The organism is Chitinibacter sp. S2-10 (assembly GCF_046530675.1).
GTDB lineage: Bacteria > Pseudomonadota > Gammaproteobacteria > Burkholderiales > Chitinibacteraceae > Chitinibacter.
On the sequence record NZ_CP172558.1, the window covers coordinates 913,156 to 932,659 of the forward strand.

Genomic DNA, 19,504 nt, shown 5'->3' on the forward strand with positions numbered 1-19,504 from the left:
CTGGGTAGATGATATATAAGCCAAGCCATTTGTAATCACAATACGCAGACTACAATTTTGGCGGAAAGCAGACACTTTTCTGTCATAGTTCGCTGATAAACAGCTGAATACAAAGCACTTTCAAACCAGCTTAGCGCGAGCGCTGCATAACATGCAGCACCAGCCCCAGCATGATCAGCGCCGTTCCCCACAATTCATAAGCATGCAGCACCTCGTCATTGAGCCAGTGCCCCAGCCACAGCGAAGTCGCGGGAGTAATCAGCGAAATCAGCGCAACGCTGATCGGGCGGCACTGGCCGATCAGCCAGTAATACAGGCCACCAGCCAAGACCGAGCCGATGCTGGCCAAATAAACCAGCGCGGCCAGCGCCCTGCCCGAAGCCTGCTCGGGCAATGGCGCGCTTGAGGCCAGCCAAAACAGCAGCGAGAGCACTGCGCAAATCAGCAAGCCTCCGGCATTAACCGCCTGCGATGACAGGCTGGCGGCGTAACGCTTGAGCAGCACCGCAGCCCCCGCTTGCAAAGTCATCGCCAGCAACAGCGCCAACATGCTGGGCAAGCCACTGCGGGACCAGCCCAGATTCTGGCTAAAAATCACCGCCAGTCCGGCCAGACTGATGCTTATCGCCAGCCATTCGGTCGCATTGACCGGACTTGCCAGCCAGCGCGCGGCAAACAGAGCGGTCGCCAGCGGCATCAATCCGAACAATACGGCGACCATCCCCGATGCGACATATTGCGAAGCCCAGAAAGAGCACAGCATCGACAGCGACAATGCCCCACCGGCGATGACATACGCACGGCAGTGATCCCTATCCAGCGGCAACCATTGACCGCCATTTGCGCGATTGCGCCATAACATCAATGTGGCCGCCAGCATGGCAGCCAGACCAAAGCGGGTCAGCAGCGCCAGACTGAAAGGCAGTCCGGTCACACCCCATTTGATCGCCAGCGCCGTCGTCGACCAGATTGCAATCAGCGCAGCGTAGGCCGGAACAATCCGTGAATTCATTAACGAACCATGTTTTTAACGCTCAGCACCGGATCGGCATTGGCGGCAATATCGGCCAGCGTCAACAGCCGCGACAGCTGGGCGTTTTGCCAGCTGAACACATCGACGCTCAGAAAACTGCCGGTACCGGCCGAGCGCGTCACGACCAGCACCTCGTTGACGCCATTCTCATCGACGTCGGAGCTTAAAACCTGCTCTATCGTGCCGTTGCGAGGAAAAATTTGGCCCGCCAGAAATTCATCAAACGGAAATTTGGCTTTCTGGCCACCATACAAACGGATGCTGTAACTACCGATGCTGCGCGGCTCATTCTCGCCCTCGGCGACGACAACCGTGCCATTGCCGACCGGCAAGACAAAGCGATTCAATTTCGGACTCGCCACATCCTTGGCCTGAGCGCCGAAAGCGCTGCAGAGCAAGAGCACGAAAAACAGATTTTTCATCGGAAAGCCTCAATTCAAAACACAAGGATACGCCGCATCAAGCGCAGCCGGTGCGCTTTGGCATTAATTCGCAGAAAATCGATTATTCCGCCATTTGCTAGCGTTCGCCAGCAGGGTTTTCTGCAATAGCGATCATGAAGCTATTGCAGCGGATTGATCGCCAGCCCGCCATTTCCGCTACCGATCACCGCAACGCCGCTGCTGCTGGCGGCGATCAGTGCAATCATCAAGGCCAGCGTCAGCACGCCTTCGACTTCACTACTCATAAACTGGCTGCTTGATGGTGGCGGTGGGGGAATAAAGCGGCGCGCAATTTCGGTAATCGACAGGCTATAGGCAATATCACGCCCGTCGCAGGCCAGCCGGATCGCATCGGCGGGCTGGCTGGTTTCGAGCTCGGTTTGCGACAGCGTACTGCTGTGCTGTTCGATGTAGCGGTTCAAATCAGCAAAGGCTTGCTGACACTCGGGCGTGATGGATTCGAGCGGCTCGGCCGCATTCGCAGCCGGAACCGACACGGCCAGCTGCGCGGCAATCAGCGCCAGTAGCACGGCGGTTTTTCTGAATGCAAACATCTCGTCAGCCCCCCTCGTTTACTGCTTTACAGTGGCGATTCAAACCAGGCCCCACAGCATTTTGCTTGCCAGCACAATCAACAGCACAGCGAAGCATTTTTTCAGTGTAGCCACAGGCAAGCGATGTGCCGCCGCCGCGCCGAATTTCGCCATCGGAAAACTCGCCAGCACAATGCCAGCCAAGGCGGGTATATAGATGTAGCCAGCAGTCATACTAGGTAAGGAAGCAATACCCCACCCACCATACAAATAACCCGCAGCACCAGCGAGCGCAATCGGCACGCCGATTGCCGACGAAGTGCCAATCGACGTTTTCACCGGCACATTGCACGCGCTCAGAAAAGGCACTGACAGCGAACCGCCGCCGATACCCACCCAGCTCGAAATCATGCCGATCACCGACCCAACACCGAACATCCCGCCGCAGCGCGGCAATTGCCGCGACGGCTTGGGCTTCAGATCAAGCAGCATTTGCGCTGCGACCGAATATGCAAAGACAACAAACAGCCATTGCAGAGCCTGCGTCGAAATCAGTCCGGCGATCTGCGCGCCGATAAAAGTGCCGAGCACAATCCCCGGCGTGATCTGCCGCACGATGTCCCACTGCACTGCGCCGCGGGCGTGATGCGCGCGAACGCTGGCCAGCCCGGTAAAAGCAATCGTCGCCAGACTCGTCCCCAGCGCCAGATGCTGATGCAGTTCGGGCGCAATGCCGGCGCGATGAAAAACGACCAGCAAAGCCGGAACGATCACCAGCCCGCCGCCAACGCCGAGCAGGCCCGCCAGAAAACCGGCGATCAGCCCGACGCCCAGACAGGCCAGCACAATCGTCATCATGTCAGCAGGCTCTGGATGAAAGTCCACTCAGCCTCGCTGACCGGCGTAATCGACAGCCGCGAGCCTTTTTGTAGCACGACCATCCCGGCCAGCGCCGGGTATTGCCGCATTTCGCTCAATGACAATAGCCGCGTCTTGCGGACAAAACCGACGTCAACCTGCATCCAGCGCGGTTTTTCCGGCGTCGCTGTCGGGTCGTAATATTTTGATTCCGCGTCGAACTGCGTCGGATCGGGGTAGGCCGCGCTGACGACTTGCGCAAAACCGGCAATGCCCGGCTCGGCACACGACGAGTGGTAAAACAGCACGCCATCGCCAATCTTCTGGGTATCTCTCATGAAGTTGCGCGCCTGATAGTTCCTGACGCCATACCACCCCACCGTACCCTTGGCGGCCAGATCGTCGATAGACACATCATCCGGCTCGGATTTCATTAACCAGTATTGCATCGCGACACCATATCCGAATTCATTCAGATCAATTTTCCCCGTCAGCTCGGCAAAGTCAAGGCGGCGGCGCGATATAATCGGCGCAATTTTCACGACACACCGAACCGGATTGGATTGATGAGCGAAACAAATCTCGAACTGATCGCCCTGATGCTGGACAGCCACCGCCGTCTGACCGGCCGCGAGCTGGTTCCCGCCGACTGGCCGCTGGCGCAGGCTGCACACTGGCTGCAGCACGAAGCGCCGTTTTGCGTGCTCGCGCACGAAGCGGGCTTTGATCCGCGCTTCATCTTCGCCAATGCGACTGCACAACGCTGCTTTGAATACAGTGCATCCGAACTGATCGGTCTGCCGTCGCGCCTGTCAGCTGAAGCGCCCAACCGCGAAGAGCGCCAGCAACTGCTCGATGCGGTCAGCCGCAACGGTTACGCCAGCGGCTATCGCGGACTGCGCATCGCCAGATCGGGTCGGCGTTTCTGGATCGAGGACGTGACGGTGTGGAATCTGATCGACGAAGCCGGGCAATGCCATGGGCAGGCGGCGACGTATGCAAGCTGGCGGGACGCATAAACTGCGACAAGGTTCGTGCATGGCAAGGCTTTCAGTTCGCATCGGCACTTGCTGAGCATCGTGCAGCCGCTAAGATGAATTTCCTGCAGGCAAGTTATGTGGAGTTTCTAATGCGCTCGCTACTGCTCCTTACCCTGTTTTACAGCGCCATCGCCTGCGCCGACTGGTTTCCAATCGATGTCAAAGCCGACGGCAAAACCTTGAGCTACACCCCTTTGAACAAAGCGCGTCAAGCTTGGCGGGTTTGTGCGCTCTTGCCGCAGGCGAAAGACCGTTTCTGGTGGGGTATTTCGTGGGGGCTGGCGCAGGAAGCCGACCGGCAAGGCATCAAACTTGGTATTTACCAGGCAGGTGGCTATGAACAATCGGACAAGCAACAACGCCAGTTTGACGATTGCCTCGCACAAAAAGCCGACGCCATTATTGTCGCAGCGACCGCCGACGCCACGAAGGCTTTAGCCAGCCGCATCGCCAAGGCCGCAGCAAACAAAATCCCGGTTATCAATCTGACTAATGGCCTCAATCTACCGCAAATCAGCGCTCATATTCTGAGCAATACCGAGGAAATGGGGCAATTGGCCGCCAGCCATATTCTAAGCCTGGCCGGCAACAGCGCGCCGACCGTAGCTTGGCTGCCGGGTCCGAACAAAACCGAATGGGTAAGCAATGCCGAAATTGGGGTTCAGAAAATCCTCGCGCCACCCAAAGCCAAACTGCTTCATGGCGGCTATGGCGTCACTGAACTGGAGACCCAAATGACCTTGGTGCGCGCGCTGCTCGCCAAACAGCAACCCGATTATCTGCTCGCCAACGCCGTCGCTGCCGACGCGGCCAGCCGCCTGATTAAATATGGCGCGCAAAAAAAGATGCCTATCATCGCCTATTACAGTAATGAAGAAACCATCAATGCGCTGCGCCAAGGCCGAATTCAAGCGGTCGTTGCCAGCCAGTCGGTGATCGAAGCGCGGATCAGCATCGATGTTGCCATCCGGATTCTGGAAAACCAGCCCTACGCACACATCATCAATCCTAGCGCCATCCTGCTGACCCAGTCACAGCTTGATCGTTTCAATATCAAACATGTTCTTTCACCCGCTCAGCAATGGTTTGTCGCCAAACCATTGCCCAAGTAAATTTCAAACCAAATCGAGAACACCATGACCCTGCAAGAACGCCTTGGCTTTAGTGCTAATGATCGAGTCCTCATCGTTCATGCCGACGACATCGGCATGTGTGAAGCCACCGTCAGCGCCTGGCGCGAGCTGCATGGCAACAGCAGTATGAGTTCGGCCTCAGCGATGGCGCCGTGTCCGTGGTTCCCCGCCGCCGTGCAGGCCGTGCGGGAAGCAGGCGACAGCGCCGATATGGGGCTGCATCTGGTACTCAATTGCGAATGGCGCAACAATTATCGCTGGGGGCCCATCAGCGGCGCCAATACCCCGGCAGAGTTAAGCGATGAAGCTGGCTATTTTTATCCGCTGGCGGCCGATACCTACCAAAAATCGCGACTTGACTTGGCCTACGACGAACTCGCCGCCCAGCTTGAGCGCGCCCGGCAGCTCGGCCTGCCGCTGACGCATCTGGACACGCATATGATGACGGCGCTGCACCCCGATTTATTCGACCATGTGCTGCGCCTGAGCCGCGAAACCGCGCTGCCCGTCCTGGTGCCGCATTACCGCGACGCGCAAGTGCTCGCCGACGAAAGCAAAATGCCGCTGGCACTGTGCGAGCGCACCGCGCAGCAAATCGCCAGCGAGCTGGCTAACCCCGTCGACGCGTGGGTTGTACTGCCGTTCGGGCAACATCTGAGCGATGAAGAACGACTGGACTGGACAGCCAAAGTGCTGAAATATTATTTCGCCGCCCCCGGCGTTTACGCGCTGATCGGCCACCCCGCCAATGACACACCCGAACTGCGCGCCATCGCCCCCGACTGGCAAACGCGCGTCGCCGACCGCCGTCTCTTTGCCAGCGCCGGCCTGCGCGAGCTGATTGAGCGCGAAGGATTTCATGTCGTCGGAATGCGCGAAATTGCCGCGCTCGGAATCTGAATCGCGCGGGTGGTTTTTTCAAGCAAAGGCGCAATGTCAAAAACATTGCGCCGATGAACTCAACCCCCACTCGCCCCTTATTTAACCGGAATCATCAGGTGCTGGTAGGGCGTACCCGGCCACATGACATAGGGTACGGTGGTATCCGGAGCGGCATTTTTGGGATACATATCGTAGAAACTCGCTTCGGCGCCCACGATCATGACGTGAGGTCCGGTTTTGACCCAGTGATTGTCGGCTGCCGGTTTGGTGGCATAAGGATCGGTATTGCTGGCATCAGTGCCGCCAGAGAGCATATACATAAAGCCAATCTTGCCACTGGCCGGTGTCTTGTGTGCCATCCAGGCACCCGCCCATTCCCAGGCGGCTTTGTCCATGCACATCGGATCGGGGCCGGGAGTAGCCGGGTTATCGGGCATGCAGGTAAAACCATTACTGCCTGAGCGCAAGGTTCGCATCTGCCCATCAGCGCTCATCGCAACAATTGTGGCCTGCGCGCTGACCTTCTTCGGTGCAGCCTTCATTGCACTCTTGATCAGTTTCTGATCGGCACGCGACAGCGCTGTTTTTCCGGAATCCATTGCTGAATCCATCGCGACCGCCACCGGAGCCGCCATCACCACCAGACTGGCGGCGATTAAAAACGGATAGTGTTTCATGATTATTCTCCTAGGATGCCTCTCCTCTGACAAGGTGTCGCCGAAGTATCGTGACCAGCAGCCGCACGGCATGCCATAGCAACAGAATACCTTTACAAAATAAGGGGATAGGCTCTACTCATATAGCTGGACACCCGCCATATTCAAGCAGTTCACAGGTCAACGGTGCGAATCAAATCATGACCGGCAGCGATAAGCAGTCAACGCACCTGGGCGCAGCAACTGGCAGGACCGAGCTGGCAGAATTCTGGCACATCATTCCCGGCTGCAATCTTGATCGCGAAACCGATTTGCCAGCACCGCCTTGAATCAGAAAAAATGCCCCGCATCGCGGGGCATTGCTCTCTAAAGCTTACTCATCAACAGCTACAGCCATATACCCACAATCAGGCCGGTACTGCGCTGCTGATCTGCTGACCGCGAACGGTATGTACAGCAGTACCAACATTGGGCGATTTTTTGACCCACGGCGACTCGGCCAGCGCTTTTTTCATATCAGCGTAACCAACATTGCGGCGTTCGAGAATCGACGGACGCGAAAATTCGGCATCCGAATCCGAAATCTGATCGCTGGCCGGCTGATAAATCAGATGCACGATATCGAAATGTGCATTGCCATTGTGCGCCGCCAGATCCAGATGATCGCTGACCGCTTTGACATCGACCTTTTGAGAGAGCTGATGCAGCACGCGGCGATGATTGTGCCGCGCAGCCAGAGAGCGGATATTTTCGCTGCTGCGGCTGGCGTATTGAATCTGCTTCTGCCGCCAGTTGACTTCGTCCATATTGCGCGGCGCTGCGCCGTGCGAATCCCACAGATCGACCATAAAGACCAGCGTATGCCCGTCGCTATCGTCCTGGAAAATCGCATCGAGCGGTGTATTCGACACGCAGCCGCCGTCCCAGTACAGCTCGCCATCGACTTCGGTCGCCGGAAATCCCGGTGGCAATGAACCGCTGGCAAGCACATGCTCGGGTCCGATTTTGCATTTTGGGGTGGTGCGATTATCAAAAAATTTCAGCTCGCCCGTCGTGACTTTGGTCGCACCGAGCGACAGCCGCGCGCCACTGCCATCGGTCGCATTGATAAGCTCAAAGTTGGCCAGACGCTGCAAGGTATTGCGCATCGGTGCCGTATCGCAAAAGCTCGCGGCCTGCGGATCGACATCATTAAACAGCAGCGGGCTGGGGAAACGCGGCGTCCAGAAATTGGGCTGCCCCATCCACACCGCTTCCATGAAATTGAACTGGTTATACAGACGGCGCAAGGAGCCGTGCAAATACAGCCCGGTCATATTATCGCGCGAAATGTCTTCCCATAATGCCTCAAGCTGGCTCAGACGATGCTCGGGCTTGTTGCCAGCCAGAACGCACGCATTGATCGCGCCGATTGAAATGCCGGAAAACCAGTCGGGCTCCAGCCCGGCTTCGTGCAGCGCCTGATAAGCGCCAATATGATAAGCGCCCAAAGCTCCACCGCCTTGCAAAACCAGCGCAATTTTGGGTTTTTGTTTCGATGCTGCTGCCTGACCTGCTGCCATAACGACCTCTCCCTGATTGATATTGCACCGCAACACGGCGCGCGAAGTATCGTTATGGTATGAAGTTGGAATTTTTCAATTTTTTTCAGCAATCCAGTTCCAGATTTAATCCAGATCAGTGCATTTCAAACTGGAATAGCGGCCAGACAATCACAGGTATACGGCCGCAAATCAATCTCAGATTGGCCTGCAAGGTAATACCATTATATGTATACGCAACCAACACCGGATGGCGTGCTTGCCAGCTAGCTATGCCCTGAATGACGGACTCATAAAATGAGCACTGGAACGGTGCCAATTATCGCTGGCGACTCGCTGTCATTTTTTATCCACTGTCTACAATTGCCGCCAGTCGCTGCGTCAGATTAGAGTAATTATTGACCGGCATGCTAGGCTTCATCCCGTCAAAACAAGGATTCATCAAAATGAAATTGCTGTTATTAAGTGCACTTCTGCTCAACGCCAGCGTGATGGCCGCCGAACCAACGCTGCTGGAAACACCGGTGGTCTACGCGGCCGACGCCAGTGTCGTTCCCAAAGTTAAAGAAGAATGCAAAATTGAAGGCATGCTGGAAAAGCGCATCGGCGAGATACTTGCCAAAGCCAATCAGGGTCTGGGTACCATCGCACAGGGAACGCCAGTGGCAGACGGTCAAGTGTTACGTCTGAAAATTAGCCATGTCCTTGGTGTGGGTGGCGGCGCATACAGTGGCCCAAAAGCCATCACGGTATACGCCGAGCTGCTGCAAAATGGCAAAGTCGCACGCGAAACCAAACTGAATCGCTGGTCTATGGGTGGCGTATTTGGCGGCTTTAGCGGGACTTGCTCGATTCTTGACCGTTGCGCTGTCGCAATCGGCAAAGACCTGGCGCAATGGGTCAAAGACCCAAGCTACATCATCAAAGATCAGCCTGCACCAAAAACCGAAGCCGCTCCCGCCCCCGAAGAAGTAAAGTCCTGAATGCAAAACCCCAGCAACCTGGGGTTTTTTAATATCGGATCAGACTGCAGCTATGCACCACGCCTAGCTGCTTCGATTGCCGCGATGTCGATTTTGCCCATCGTCATCATTGCGGCAAAAGCGCGTTTGGCTGCTGCTTGGTCGGGGTCGCTAATCGCCGCCATCAGCGCGCGCGGCGTGATTTGCCATGACAATCCCCATTTATCCTTGCACCAGCCACATTCACTTTCCTGCCCGCCGTTGCTGACAATCGCATGCCATAAACGATCCGTTTCAGCCTGATCGTCGGTCATGATCTGGAACGAAAAAGCCTCGCTGTGTTTGAACTCCGGCCCGCCATTCAGAGCCAGGCAAGCCATGCCGGCGACGGTGAATTCGACCGTCAACACATCGCCCTCTTTACCGGCGGGATAGTCGGCAGGCGCGCGATAAATTGCGCCCACTGCGCTATTGGGAAAAGTGTCGGCGTAAAACTGCGCGGCTTCGAGCGCGCTGCCGTCGTACCAGAGACAAATTTTATTATCCATTTTCTGCTCCTTGAGCGGTGATGACCGGCGCGCGCTTGTGCTAGATCAAGCCTGGCCAACTTTAGCGCGATCAAGCATTTATCGGTGAAATTGGTCGGTGTTAGAGTGCTTGGGCTCCCTATTCGTTCAACCGTCTGCCCAAGGATTTCACGATGAAATTTGATACGCTCGCCATTCACGCCGGTTACAGCCCCGACCCAACAACCAAGGCGGTGGCCGTCCCAATCTACCAGACGACCAGCTACGCTTTTGACGATACCCAGCACGGTGCCGATCTGTTTGATCTGAAGGTCAAAGGCAATATCTACACGCGCATCATGAACCCGACGACCGATGTGCTCGAACAGCGCGTCGCGGCTTTAGAGGGCGGCATCGGCGCGCTGGCGCTGGCTTCGGGACAGGCGGCGATTACCTACGCGATCCTGACCATCGCCGAAGCGGGCGACAATATCATCGCGACCAGCGCGCTGTACGGCGGCACTTACAATTTGTTCGCGCATACCTTGCCGCAGTACGGCATTTCGGTGAAGTTCGTTGACGCCAATGACCCGCAAGCCGCCGCCGCGCTGATCGACGAGCGCACCAAGGCCATTTACTGCGAATCGATCGGCAATCCGCTGGGTAATGTCGTCGATTTCGCCGCTTTTGCCGCCGTGGCGCACGCCGGTGGCATTCCGCTGATTGTCGATAACACCGTGCCGACGCCGTATCTGTGTCGTCCGATTGAACACGGCGCCGACATCGTCGTCCATAGTCTGACCAAATATATGGGCGGTCACGGCACCAGCATCGGCGGCATCATCGTCGATAGCGGACGTTTTCCGTGGGCTGAGCACAAAACGCGTTTCCGTCGCCTGAACGAGCCTGAAGTCAGCTACCACGGCGTCGTTTACACCGAAGCGCTCGGTGAAGCGGCATTTATCGGTCGTGCGCGCACCGTGCCGTTGCGCAATATGGGTGCGTGCATTTCGCCGTTCAATGCGTTTCTGATTTTGCAGGGGCTGGAAACGCTCGCGCTGCGCATGGATAGGCACGTTGAAAATGCGCTCAAAGTCGCTGATTTTCTGCAAACACACGCCAAAGTGGCTTGGGTGAATTACGCCGGTCAGTCCGGCCACCCAAGCAAAGCGCTGGTTGATCAATATTTCGGTGGCAAAGCATCCGGTCTGCTGACTTTTGGCGTGAAAGGTGGCCGCGAAGCGGGCGCGCGTTTTCAGGATGCGCTGCAATTGATCACGCGGCTGGTGAATATTGGCGACGCCAAATCGCTAGCCTGCCATCCGGCCAGCACGACGCACCGCCAGCTCTCGCCTGCCGAGTTGCAACGCGCCGGCGTGTCGGAAGATATGGTTCGGCTGTCGATCGGCATCGAACACATCGACGACATCCTCGCCGATCTGGATCAGGCGCTGAACAAAGTTTAAAACGCTGGGTATATAGCTGCAGATAAATATGATATTGACCTGCAGCTATATACAATGCCATGTATACGTCCATTTCAAGATACAAATCTTAATCAGGTAGCTCCGAAAAAGCGAAGCTACACGTTTCAATAAACTGATTTCGACAGCCGCATGCTGAATGTAAAAAGCCAGTTCGTTTGATCGGCAAATAGATTCAATTGCAGTCGTTCCCCCCTTCTTTGAAGGGGGGCGAGGGGGGATTTCAGCACTATTTTAGCGATTACTGGGGCTGAAATAGTGTCAAATCCCCCTCAATCCCCCTTTTTCAAAGGGGGAAGTAGTCAGTTTTACTGGCATCAACACGAATTGAAAACATCACCGTTTGATCTGGCTTTATTTGACGCGCATTCAGCGTTTGATGGCAGATCAAACGACCTTGAATTGCGCCACGCCGCCGTGCAATTGCTGCACCAGCTCTTTCAACTGTCGCACCGACCCGGCGGCAAGCGTGACTTCGCGTGCATTGTTTTCGGCCATCAGCGAGATATCGCCGATATTGCGCGCGATGTCCTGCGTGCAGCCGCTTTGCTGGTTGGCGACGGTGGCGATTTCCTGCACCAGCGGCGATACGTCGGCCGAATGCCCGTCGAGTTTTTCCACCGCAAGGTCCGCTTCTTGCGCCAATGCTGCGCCTTGTCGTGCCCGGCTGCTGACGCTTTCAATCTGACCGACGACGCTGTGCGTGTCGTCCTGAATCATATTGATCATGCCGGTGATTTGCTGCGTTGATTGCCCGGTCCGCTCGGCCAGTTTGCGGACTTCATCGGCCACGACAGCAAAGCCGCGCCCCATTTCACCAGCGCGCGCCGCTTCAATCGCGGCATTGAGCGCCAGTAAATTGGTTTGATCGGCAATGTCGCGAATCACGCCGACAATGACCGAGATCTGCTGTGAACGCTCGCCCATCTGGTGCACCGCAGCCGCCGACAAATCAATTTCGCTGGCGATCTGATGCATTTCATGCGCGGCTTCTTTCACCACTTTGCGGCCATTGGCTGCGAGGATGCGCAATTCGCTCGTCACGTCGACCGTCTCGTTCACATTGCTGGCGACCTGAACGATGCTGCTGCTCATTTGCTCAATCGCCGCCGAGACCGAGACCGAAGCGCGATGCTGCGCCACCGAGCTTTGTTCGACGGCGCTGGAGGTATGCACCAGCTGATCGGTCGAAGCCGAAACCTGATTGGCTGCGCTCGACACCGTCAGCAGCAATTGCTGCAAGCGCGAGATCAGCGCGTTAAACGCTTCGGCAATTTCAGCCACATCCAGATTGCGGCCAATCGGCGCACGCCGGGTTAAATCGCCTTTGCTGGCAATCTGCTGCATCGCAAGGCGCAGCTCGTCGAGCGGCTGCGTAATGCTGCGCGAGAGCGCCAGCGAAACCAGCAATAAACCGAGCCCGACCGCCAGACAGGCGCCGCCCAGCCAGATCGCGCGTTTGAAGAACAGCGCGTCGATATCATCGACGTAAATACCCGATGCAATCACCCAGTTCCACGCCGGATACAGCCTGGCGGTTGCAATTTTTTGCACCGGCTTGTCCTTGCCCGGTTTCGGCCATAGATAGCTGATGTATTGCGCTTGCCCGCCGTTCTTTGCATCGACCAGCGCTGCATCGACCAAAGCGACGACGATTTTCGTGCCATTGGCGTCTTTCAGCGCCGACATATCCTTGCCATTCATTTCGGCCTTGATCGGGTGCAAAACCATCCGGTATTGCGGATCATAAATACTGAAATAATTATCACCGTCGTAACGCAGGCTTTTGATTGCCGCTTTGGCCTGAGCTTGCGCTTCTTCCAGCGGCAAGGCGCCGGTTTGCGCCAGCCGGCCATAATGCTCGATCACACTATTGCCCAGCTCGATCACGCTTTGCGTTTTCGCCTGTCTATCCTCGAGCATCGACTCGCGGCTCGATAACAGCATCAGCATGCCGATGCCCAGCAAACTGAACAAAGCCAGCGCAGCCAATAACCAGAGTTTGTGTTTAATCCGTCGCAACATGTCTTTCCCCCAATCGTTCAATAACTTACTCAAATTGCAAGACACGGCTACAGTAGCACACCTTTCATTAAAAGACAGCGACACGACGGCAAATAAGCAGCCCGTGATTGCGCACGAGGAGACCGGCACGAAGTCGTGAGTGCAGCGAAGGAGGCAGGATTGGCGGTGATACACCGGAATGACAGCCAGGCAATCGGCGAATTGATTTAATTGCAGGGCTTCCCCTTGCTCAATCCCATTGCGGGAAAAACAAAGGTGAAGTCATTCGCTTTATGGAAAGCGAACGCATTGAGAAAACCACGGCGCGAGGGCTATGTGCTTATTTCGTATTGATTGGAAAATCGATTCAATTGCAGTAGTCCCCCCTTCGTTGAAGGGGGGCTAGGGGGGATTTCTGCACGATTAAAGTAACTGTTGAGGCTGGCATCAACACATCATCTGAACATACCCGTTGCGAGCAGGGTATATCGATGCAAATCAAGATTAAATTGGTCTGTATCGATATACTATGTTAGGTATAAGTCAACTGCGCCCGCGATGGCAGGGCATGACGGTCAATATGACTACTCTGCTGGCGAAGCAACGGGCTCGCCCAGCGCATCCGGCTCGGTGCTCATAATCCGGTGGCGACCTTGCTGTTTGGCGGCGTAGAGCTGGTGATCGACGGCGTCGATAAATTCACTGATGCTTGCCGTCGGGTCCGGCCTGATCGTGCCGACGCCGATGCTGGCGGTGACATGCGAGCCAATATCGCTGTGGCCGTGCGGGAGCTGCAATTTGTCGATCAGCCGCAAGCAGCGCCGCGCCACTTTGGCTGCTGCGGCGGCGTCGGTATTGGGCAGCAGCACGACAAATTCTTCGCCACCAAAGCGGGCGGCCAGATCGCGCGGACGCACCGCCGCCAACGCCAGCGTTTTGGCGACCTGAATCAGGCATTGATCGCCCTGCAAATGGCCGTACAAATCGTTGTATTGCTTGAAAAAATCAATATCGAGCACGATCAGCGACAGCGGCTCGCCACTGCGCAGCGCGCTGCGCCATTCCAGCTCCAGCGCCGCGTCAAACTTGCGGCGATTGGCAATGCCGGTCAGCCCGTCTTTGAACGACAAGGCTTCGAGCTCTTTTTGCAGCATAATCAGCTTTTCTTCGGTTTTTTTACGCTCGCTGATATCAAACATAAAACCGACCAGCGCCTCAACATTGCCATCGGCATCGCGAACAACGTGCACCACATCGCGGATCCACACATAGCCATTATCACGAGTCAGCGCCCGATAATCGGCCTCGTGATCAACGCCGCTTTGCGACTGCGCGACGCAAAAATTGACCACCGTTTCTCTATCATCCGGATGAATCCGCTCTGCCCAATCCTGCACCGTCACCCAGCTATCCTGCGCCCAGCCCAGCAGCGGCTCAATTTGCGGGCCGATATAGCTAAACGTCATGCTCTGCCAATCGATTTTCCACGGAATCGCCTGCGTCGATTCGAGCAGCGTTTTGTAAACTTTCGGGTCAATACTCAAGGGGTCTTGCTGCATGTCGGGCTCCGGGATCAAGCTGGATAAACAGGACACGCGCCAAACATAATGAGCGAGCGGCGATCACCACCGCACCGCCAGCCACAGCGCGAGCATCCTGATTGGATCTGGCAAGCATATCAGCACCATGACAAAGTGGCTGGCTTACATGAATACAGGCTTACAGCCAGATCGCCAGCACAGGCAGACAGCGAACCCGGCACCGCAACAATCAACCGCGCAAAGCGAGCAGGCTGACGGCCAGATCGGCACGAACACCCATTGCTGCAGTGCTCACTGTCATTAGCAATTCACGGTGAGTAAGTTTTATTTTTCCAGCCTGTTACCGAAATGCAACGAAAAATGCAGAAATTGCCTTATCAATCAGCGGTGTAGGGATGGGGATATCGGCAGAAATAGACGGTCATTGTAGGGTCGGCTTTAGCTGACTTAATAAGGGTATATACCTGAAGGCAATAGATTGATTGTCTTTCAGAGCAACACCAAGGCGGGTATATACAAGTGCAGGGTGCATTGAGCGAACCGCATCATTGGCTATCGTGGTATTGGCCTGCTGACGCAGGCGGTGAACCGGCGGTTTCGCCCGCCGGACGAATCAGGGGCAGTCTTGCCTTGCCCCTGATAACCCTAACGTACCCAAAGGGCATCCCGCGTCGCTAAGCGGCAAAGCCGCTAAGCTTTGGCGTCACGCCCGATCGACGCGAAACCCCGCTTGAAAAAGCCACGGCGAGGCGCCGCTACAACTCGCGTCGCGCTAGCGTCGCAACGCTCAAACACTACGCGGCTTAAAACCCTGACGGCCATTTTTCAAACGGCGCGTCTCCACGGGCAATCCGTACTAACCACGGCAGGGGTATATCCACCAAAGCCAAACCAGAAATAATTTTCAGAGCAACACCAAGGTAGGTATATGCCGCAATCGTCGGGCTGCGCTAATTCCCCTGCATCAGCGCCGAGCGAGGTGACGCCAAAGCTTAGCGGCTTTGCCGCTTAGCGACGCGGGATACCCGAAGGGGTAAACGGGCGGGGCGGGGTTTCGGCGGGGCCTGTTTTGTTAAGCCCCGCCGCCGCCTCGAACCGTCCGCAGCGAGGGCATCGGCGTAGCCGACGCAGATGCGGGGTCGTATATGGACTCCTCCCAGCTTGCAAGCATTTCACAGTTCTGGTTGTCGGATCGACTGCTCACGTATATCCGGCCTTCGCATTGGGCCTAATGACCCGGGCCATGATGGGCTATTCGCGCGGCAGGTCCTCATCGCCTTCACGTGCTTTTCGCACTTGGACCCCGTCAGGTTTGCCTGCCGCCGGTTCAACCTTTTGGCCATCACTGCTTCTTGCTTCGCAATCGGACTGGATTTTATTCGTTACACATTGCCACTACAAACCCCATTTTCTACTACACGCTTCAAACCACTTCACCCCTTGCTAAACCAAAGTCGGGGTCATAATCCATATTGCGACTGAGTAATGCCCACACCATTCGTGCCGTTTTATTGGCTAACGCAACGGCGGCAATGTTTTTGTTACGCCGACTGCACAGGCTTTGAATCCATACACTCAGCCTATCCGTCTTGCCTAATGCCGTTTTAACTACAGCACGTGCGCCATGAATGAGTAAGGTGCGCAGATACGTATCGCCCCGCTTGCTGATGCCCAGTAACCGCTCCTTACCACCGCTGCTGTGCTGCCCCGGTGTTAAGCCTATCCAAGCGGCGAGGTCTCTGCCGCGTTTAAAGTGATGCGCATCTTGGCCTATCGCTGCAATCAAGGCGGTCGCGGTAATGGGGCCAATCCCACGTAATTGTTGCAAACGTAATGCTTGTGTATTTTCGCGCGCTTGCTGTTGCACTTGTTTATCCGCAGTGGCAATTCGCTCGTCGAGATACACCAGATCATCGCGCAAACCATTAAGCAGGGCACGGAAGTCGGGGGTTAAGCCATTTTCGGCATCCTCCAGTAGCTCTGGTAATGCTTTGCGCAGTGACTCAATCCGTTGAGCCGTCACAATCCCGTACTCCCCCAACAAACCACGGATTTGATTGACCTTGGCGGTGCGCTGCTGCACCAGTTCGCTGCGGATACGGTGCAGTGCCTGTAAATCTTGTTGGGCGATGGTTTTGAGGGGCACAAAGCGCATCGATGGCCGACCTACGGCTTCACAAATAGCGGCCGCATCGTTGGCGTCGTTCTTGTTGCCTTTGACGTAGGGTTTAACGAACTGGGGCGCAATCAGCTTGACGGTATGCCCCATCAATTGCAGTTGACGTGCCCAGTGATGCGCGCCAGAGCAAGCCTCCATGCCAATCAAGCAAGGAGTGAGCTTTTTAAAGAAGTCGAGCAATTGCGACCGACGTAATTGTCGAGTGCAAATGACTTCTTCTTTGTGATTCACGCCGTGAATTTGAAAAACGGTTTTGGCAAGATCAAGGCCAATGCGGATAATAGACATGGTGGACTCCTTGTTCTGTGTGACTGTTGGCTGACACTTCCAGTCTGGCACATCGATGCCGTATCAGAGGGAGGAGTCCATCCCATTGCCTTTCTTTGCTGACTTTCTTTGGCGAAGCAAAGAAAGTCAGTGCCGCGGCGTACAGCCGCCAATCCCGTTCAAACGCAACACCACCGCCCGCCATACCGTGGCCTTGCGCCAGATTCGCTTTTCATCAACAAAGCCAGCATTTTTCCATCAAATAGCTGACGTTGATTTTTCAATTGGATAAGATATTGAAATTAGACGAACGGTAGGACATGTTCGACGCGGCGCGGCAATTAAGCCTTTCCCCGTATTTCGGAGATACATTCCCTCCCTCCATGCTTATAGGGCAAATATCAAATATGGCTAAACTATTCATAACCCCTCGTTTTGATTTGAATGCAAAAAGAAAAATTAAAGACTTCAATGGCGACACATACTCATTAATAAATGAGGTCGGGAAGATAATAAGAGAAACACCAGAAAACACCCAAGACAACCTTTCAGTATTTAACGTAATTCATGAGTGCATTCTAAACGCCAACCTTAGTAATGAAACTAGAAAAAGTGCAATTCAGATTCTGGAGAGCGTATATTTAACCTCCAGAGAATTCAATCTAACTGACGAGTCTTATTACAAAGCAATATCTGGAAAATTAATAAATGAATTCAGCATGTTTGTCGCAAATTCATTTGAATCCGAGAAATTGCTCCAAATCAAAGAGTCGAGGCAGGCACTTCTTGTGGCCGCAAAAGAATGGGGTGAGTATAAATTACGAATAGATAACGAGATTAAACAAGTTGAACATCGAATTGAAACTGCAATAAGAAAAGCTAGAGAACAAGCACTATCAACCTTTGAATCAGAGCATCAGCAGCACAACAATTCCTTAGCAAGAACAAAGGAGGAAATCGAAAAAATCTACGCACAATCCCAAAGAAACTGGGAAGAAACCAATAAGCAACAAAGCAATTTATTAGAAGCCAAATCAAAGGAAATTAATGAATTTATTTCAACCTCAAACAACCAATTCGAAAACCTAATCAGAAGCAGCAAAGATGAATTATCACTTCGGATCGAAAATATAAATTCACTCAAAATCATTGCCGAGAAGAACCTAGAGGAAAATAAATCCGCATTAAGAGATGCCAATCAAATTCTAGGGGATATCCGTTTTTTTAGCCAAGCTACAGCAACAGTTGCAATGGAAGAAAAATTTACGAGCACGGCAGAAAAAGAGGCGAAAACTGCGAACATCTTCCGATTGATCACAATATCAATTTTTGGCATCTCCATGGCAATTGCAATATTTACCTCCCTTAGTTTTGATCCATCTAACTATCATGTCGCGATAGTTAGATTATTCACGTGCATAGTCTTAGCTGCACCTGCTTACTACACAGCAAAAGAATCTGCACGGCATAGCAATAATTCTGATCAAGCTAGAATCATCTCACTTGAGCTTGGGGTGTTGAATCCATTCATAAATGACATCCCACAAGAGCAAAGAACAAAAATCAAAGAAACCCTTGTTTCTCATTACTTTGGAAAAAAATCAAACACTCATACAGCAGAAAAGATTTACGATCTTGAAAAAATACTGGAAATTCTTGCCGGGATTGTTAACAAACCTGAAGCACACAAAGAAAAAGCGACAAAAGTGGCCGCCCCTGCTGCTACAGAAAAAGGTTGAAAGTAATAAGTATTTAATCCTTAAAATAGCCTCAAATAAAAGCCCCGCATCCGCGGGGTTTTTTTCATGTGTATCACTACCAAACTATTATTCAGAAAGGCTTCACGCCACATACCCCAACACAGGCGCCAAATCCCGCTCAACCTGAGCAAGACTCACCCCACGCCGCTTGGCATAATCTTCCACCTGATCCAGCGTCACTTTCCCCACGCCCGTGTGATTTAGGGGTGGCTGTTGAGAAACCGCTGACGGCGGCGGTTGGCAGCATCGCGTAGCCTTCGGTGAGCGTCGCACCCATTATGGGTTTGATCGTACCCGGATTGGGTATGTGTTGGATTAATCGGTGCTAGAGGACACTGGATTGCTCACTCGAGCGCGACGCCTGAGCAGCCTTATTCCGATAGAACTCGATCAATTGTTCACGGCTCATATTGGCCGTTTGATCTGGCAGGGCAATGCCTTCGAGTTGCAGGCTATCTAGATAATTCTTCCGCCGCGTCTGTGCGCAAATAACGCGCTTGGCGGCAAAATCGAGTTTAGCCATTGGTTTTGCTGGCAGGTTTGGGCTGGCCGACGACCAGCTTGGTACCGGTTTGCTCGGCCAGCTTGCGGGCATTTTCGGCGGCGCGCAGCATTGCAGCTTGTGCACCAAGCAAATCAGGATACCGACGGTATAGGTCGGCTTTTTCTTCTTCGGTCATGA

General features: G+C 54.4%; 21 protein-coding genes. 8 read left to right on the forward strand and 13 right to left on the reverse strand.

Features of this window, described 5'->3' with window-relative positions; translation table 11 throughout:
- Positions 1-130: 130 nt before the first annotated feature.
- The 5 genes from ACG2XO_RS04325 to ACG2XO_RS04345 form a co-directional block, all read right to left on the reverse strand.
- On the reverse strand, positions 131-1,012 hold the full coding sequence (locus tag ACG2XO_RS04325; protein WP_410499589.1) for a DMT family transporter: 882 nt from the start codon (positions 1,010-1,012) through the stop codon (positions 131-133).
- On the reverse strand, positions 1,012-1,455 hold the full coding sequence (locus ACG2XO_RS04330; protein WP_410499590.1) for a PliI family lysozyme inhibitor of I-type lysozyme: 444 nt from the start codon (positions 1,453-1,455) through the stop codon (positions 1,012-1,014). Before ACG2XO_RS04330 ends, ACG2XO_RS04325 begins: the two co-directional genes overlap by 1 nt.
- Before the next feature lie 140 nt (positions 1,456-1,595).
- A complete protein-coding gene (locus ACG2XO_RS04335; protein WP_410499591.1) occupies positions 1,596-2,030 on the reverse strand; it encodes a hypothetical protein in 435 nt (144 codons plus the stop codon).
- A gap of 39 nt (positions 2,031-2,069) precedes the next feature.
- The gene (locus ACG2XO_RS04340) at positions 2,070-2,894 is read right to left on the reverse strand and encodes a sulfite exporter TauE/SafE family protein (protein WP_410499592.1); all 825 of its coding nucleotides are present in this window, start codon (positions 2,892-2,894) and stop codon (positions 2,070-2,072) included.
- Complete coding sequence (locus tag ACG2XO_RS04345) at positions 2,864-3,409, reverse strand: EVE domain-containing protein (RefSeq protein ID WP_410499593.1); 546 nt, start codon at positions 3,407-3,409, stop codon at positions 2,864-2,866. Before ACG2XO_RS04345 ends, ACG2XO_RS04340 begins: the two co-directional genes overlap by 31 nt.
- A gap of 24 nt (positions 3,410-3,433) precedes the next feature.
- Between ACG2XO_RS04345 and ACG2XO_RS04350 the strand changes: the two genes are divergently transcribed.
- The 3 genes from ACG2XO_RS04350 (at position 3,434) to ACG2XO_RS04360 (ending at position 5,940) form a co-directional block, all read left to right on the forward strand.
- Positions 3,434-3,886, forward strand: a complete 453-nt coding sequence (locus ACG2XO_RS04350; protein ID WP_410499594.1) for an MEKHLA domain-containing protein — start codon at positions 3,434-3,436, stop codon at positions 3,884-3,886.
- 110 nt (positions 3,887-3,996) lie between these two features.
- A complete protein-coding gene (torT, locus tag ACG2XO_RS04355) occupies positions 3,997-5,019 on the forward strand; it encodes a TMAO reductase system periplasmic protein TorT (protein WP_410499595.1) in 1,023 nt (340 codons plus the stop codon).
- A 24-nt stretch (positions 5,020-5,043) separates the two neighbouring features.
- Entirely contained in the window at positions 5,044-5,940 is an 897-nt protein-coding gene (locus ACG2XO_RS04360) for a ChbG/HpnK family deacetylase (RefSeq protein ID WP_410499596.1), read from the forward strand.
- Positions 5,941-6,017: 77 nt separating this feature from the next.
- Here the strand turns inward: ACG2XO_RS04360 and ACG2XO_RS04365 are convergent, their stop codons facing one another.
- Complete coding sequence (locus ACG2XO_RS04365) at positions 6,018-6,599, reverse strand: hypothetical protein (RefSeq protein ID WP_410499597.1); 582 nt, start codon at positions 6,597-6,599, stop codon at positions 6,018-6,020.
- A gap of 179 nt (positions 6,600-6,778) precedes the next feature.
- Here ACG2XO_RS04365 and ACG2XO_RS04370 point away from each other — a divergent pair, with 179 nt between their 5' ends.
- Positions 6,779-6,907, forward strand: a complete 129-nt coding sequence (locus ACG2XO_RS04370; RefSeq protein ID WP_410499598.1) for a hypothetical protein — start codon at positions 6,779-6,781, stop codon at positions 6,905-6,907.
- Positions 6,908-6,985: 78 nt separating this feature from the next.
- Here ACG2XO_RS04370 and ACG2XO_RS04375 read toward each other — a convergent pair whose 3' ends face one another.
- A complete protein-coding gene (locus ACG2XO_RS04375; RefSeq protein ID WP_410499599.1) occupies positions 6,986-8,140 on the reverse strand; it encodes a patatin-like phospholipase family protein in 1,155 nt (384 codons plus the stop codon).
- A gap of 425 nt (positions 8,141-8,565) precedes the next feature.
- On the opposite strand from ACG2XO_RS04375, the gene ACG2XO_RS04380 reads away from it, so the two are divergent.
- Positions 8,566-9,102, forward strand: a complete 537-nt coding sequence (locus tag ACG2XO_RS04380) for a hypothetical protein (protein WP_410499600.1) — start codon at positions 8,566-8,568, stop codon at positions 9,100-9,102.
- A 50-nt stretch (positions 9,103-9,152) separates the two neighbouring features.
- Here ACG2XO_RS04380 and ACG2XO_RS04385 read toward each other — a convergent pair whose 3' ends face one another.
- Entirely contained in the window at positions 9,153-9,629 is a 477-nt protein-coding gene (locus tag ACG2XO_RS04385) for a VOC family protein (protein WP_410499601.1), read from the reverse strand.
- Positions 9,630-9,781: 152 nt separating this feature from the next.
- On the opposite strand from ACG2XO_RS04385, the gene ACG2XO_RS04390 reads away from it, so the two are divergent.
- Positions 9,782-11,053, forward strand: coding sequence for an O-acetylhomoserine aminocarboxypropyltransferase/cysteine synthase family protein (locus tag ACG2XO_RS04390; protein ID WP_410499602.1), 1,272 nt, complete (start codon positions 9,782-9,784; stop codon positions 11,051-11,053).
- A gap of 405 nt (positions 11,054-11,458) precedes the next feature.
- Here ACG2XO_RS04390 and ACG2XO_RS04395 read toward each other — a convergent pair whose 3' ends face one another.
- The 3 genes from ACG2XO_RS04395 to ACG2XO_RS04405 all read right to left on the reverse strand — a co-directional run bounded on the left by ACG2XO_RS04395 (position 11,459) and on the right by ACG2XO_RS04405 (position 17,083).
- Positions 11,459-13,096, reverse strand: a complete 1,638-nt coding sequence (locus ACG2XO_RS04395; protein WP_410499604.1) for a methyl-accepting chemotaxis protein — start codon at positions 13,094-13,096, stop codon at positions 11,459-11,461.
- Between the two features lie 563 nt (positions 13,097-13,659).
- Complete coding sequence (locus ACG2XO_RS04400; RefSeq protein WP_410499605.1) at positions 13,660-14,634, reverse strand: sensor domain-containing diguanylate cyclase; 975 nt, start codon at positions 14,632-14,634, stop codon at positions 13,660-13,662.
- Between the two features lie 1,405 nt (positions 14,635-16,039).
- The gene (locus ACG2XO_RS04405) at positions 16,040-17,083 is read right to left on the reverse strand and encodes an IS110 family transposase (RefSeq protein ID WP_410497507.1); all 1,044 of its coding nucleotides are present in this window, start codon (positions 17,081-17,083) and stop codon (positions 16,040-16,042) included.
- An 85-nt stretch (positions 17,084-17,168) separates the two neighbouring features.
- Here ACG2XO_RS04405 and ACG2XO_RS04410 point away from each other — a divergent pair, with 85 nt between their 5' ends.
- The gene (locus ACG2XO_RS04410; RefSeq protein ID WP_410499606.1) at positions 17,169-17,354 is read left to right on the forward strand and encodes a hypothetical protein; all 186 of its coding nucleotides are present in this window, start codon (positions 17,169-17,171) and stop codon (positions 17,352-17,354) included.
- 115 nt (positions 17,355-17,469) lie between these two features.
- Positions 17,470-18,801: a hypothetical protein gene (locus tag ACG2XO_RS04415; RefSeq protein WP_410499607.1), complete on the forward strand. Its 1,332-nt coding sequence runs from the start codon at positions 17,470-17,472 to the stop codon at positions 18,799-18,801.
- A 346-nt stretch (positions 18,802-19,147) separates the two neighbouring features.
- On the opposite strand, the gene ACG2XO_RS04420 is transcribed toward ACG2XO_RS04415, so the two are convergent.
- A complete protein-coding gene (locus tag ACG2XO_RS04420; RefSeq protein ID WP_410499608.1) occupies positions 19,148-19,345 on the reverse strand; it encodes a YhfG family protein in 198 nt (65 codons plus the stop codon).
- Positions 19,338-19,502: a hypothetical protein gene (locus ACG2XO_RS04425; protein ID WP_410499609.1), complete on the reverse strand. Its 165-nt coding sequence runs from the start codon at positions 19,500-19,502 to the stop codon at positions 19,338-19,340. The genes ACG2XO_RS04420 and ACG2XO_RS04425 overlap by 8 nt, the downstream gene beginning before the upstream one ends.
- Positions 19,503-19,504 lie beyond the last annotated feature (2 nt).

Coding starts and splice junctions, on each gene's coding strand:
- ACG2XO_RS04360 (WP_410499596.1), top strand. CDS start 5,044: ATGACCCTGCAAGAACGCCTTGGCTTTAGTGCTAATGATCGAGTCCTC.
- ACG2XO_RS04380 (WP_410499600.1), top strand. CDS start 8,566: ATGAAATTGCTGTTATTAAGTGCACTTCTGCTCAACGCCAGCGTGATG.
- ACG2XO_RS04415 (WP_410499607.1), top strand. CDS start 17,470: ATGGCTAAACTATTCATAACCCCTCGTTTTGATTTGAATGCAAAAAGA.
- ACG2XO_RS04325 (WP_410499589.1), bottom strand. CDS start 1,012: ATGAATTCACGGATTGTTCCGGCCTACGCTGCGCTGATTGCAATCTGG.
- ACG2XO_RS04400 (WP_410499605.1), bottom strand. CDS start 14,634: ATGCAGCAAGACCCCTTGAGTATTGACCCGAAAGTTTACAAAACGCTG.
- ACG2XO_RS04420 (WP_410499608.1), bottom strand. CDS start 19,345: ATGGCTAAACTCGATTTTGCCGCCAAGCGCGTTATTTGCGCACAGACG.
- ACG2XO_RS04425 (WP_410499609.1), bottom strand. CDS start 19,502: ATGACCGAAGAAGAAAAAGCCGACCTATACCGTCGGTATCCTGATTTG.
- torT (WP_410499595.1), top strand. CDS start 3,997: ATGCGCTCGCTACTGCTCCTTACCCTGTTTTACAGCGCCATCGCCTGC.
- ACG2XO_RS04375 (WP_410499599.1), bottom strand. CDS start 8,140: ATGGCAGCAGGTCAGGCAGCAGCATCGAAACAAAAACCCAAAATTGCG.
- ACG2XO_RS04350 (WP_410499594.1), top strand. CDS start 3,434: ATGAGCGAAACAAATCTCGAACTGATCGCCCTGATGCTGGACAGCCAC.
- ACG2XO_RS04390 (WP_410499602.1), top strand. CDS start 9,782: ATGAAATTTGATACGCTCGCCATTCACGCCGGTTACAGCCCCGACCCA.
- ACG2XO_RS04335 (WP_410499591.1), bottom strand. CDS start 2,030: ATGTTTGCATTCAGAAAAACCGCCGTGCTACTGGCGCTGATTGCCGCG.
- ACG2XO_RS04405 (WP_410497507.1), bottom strand. CDS start 17,083: ATGTCTATTATCCGCATTGGCCTTGATCTTGCCAAAACCGTTTTTCAA.
- ACG2XO_RS04395 (WP_410499604.1), bottom strand. CDS start 13,096: ATGTTGCGACGGATTAAACACAAACTCTGGTTATTGGCTGCGCTGGCT.
- ACG2XO_RS04370 (WP_410499598.1), top strand. CDS start 6,779: ATGACCGGCAGCGATAAGCAGTCAACGCACCTGGGCGCAGCAACTGGC.
- ACG2XO_RS04330 (WP_410499590.1), bottom strand. CDS start 1,455: ATGAAAAATCTGTTTTTCGTGCTCTTGCTCTGCAGCGCTTTCGGCGCT.
- ACG2XO_RS04365 (WP_410499597.1), bottom strand. CDS start 6,599: ATGAAACACTATCCGTTTTTAATCGCCGCCAGTCTGGTGGTGATGGCG.
- ACG2XO_RS04385 (WP_410499601.1), bottom strand. CDS start 9,629: ATGGATAATAAAATTTGTCTCTGGTACGACGGCAGCGCGCTCGAAGCC.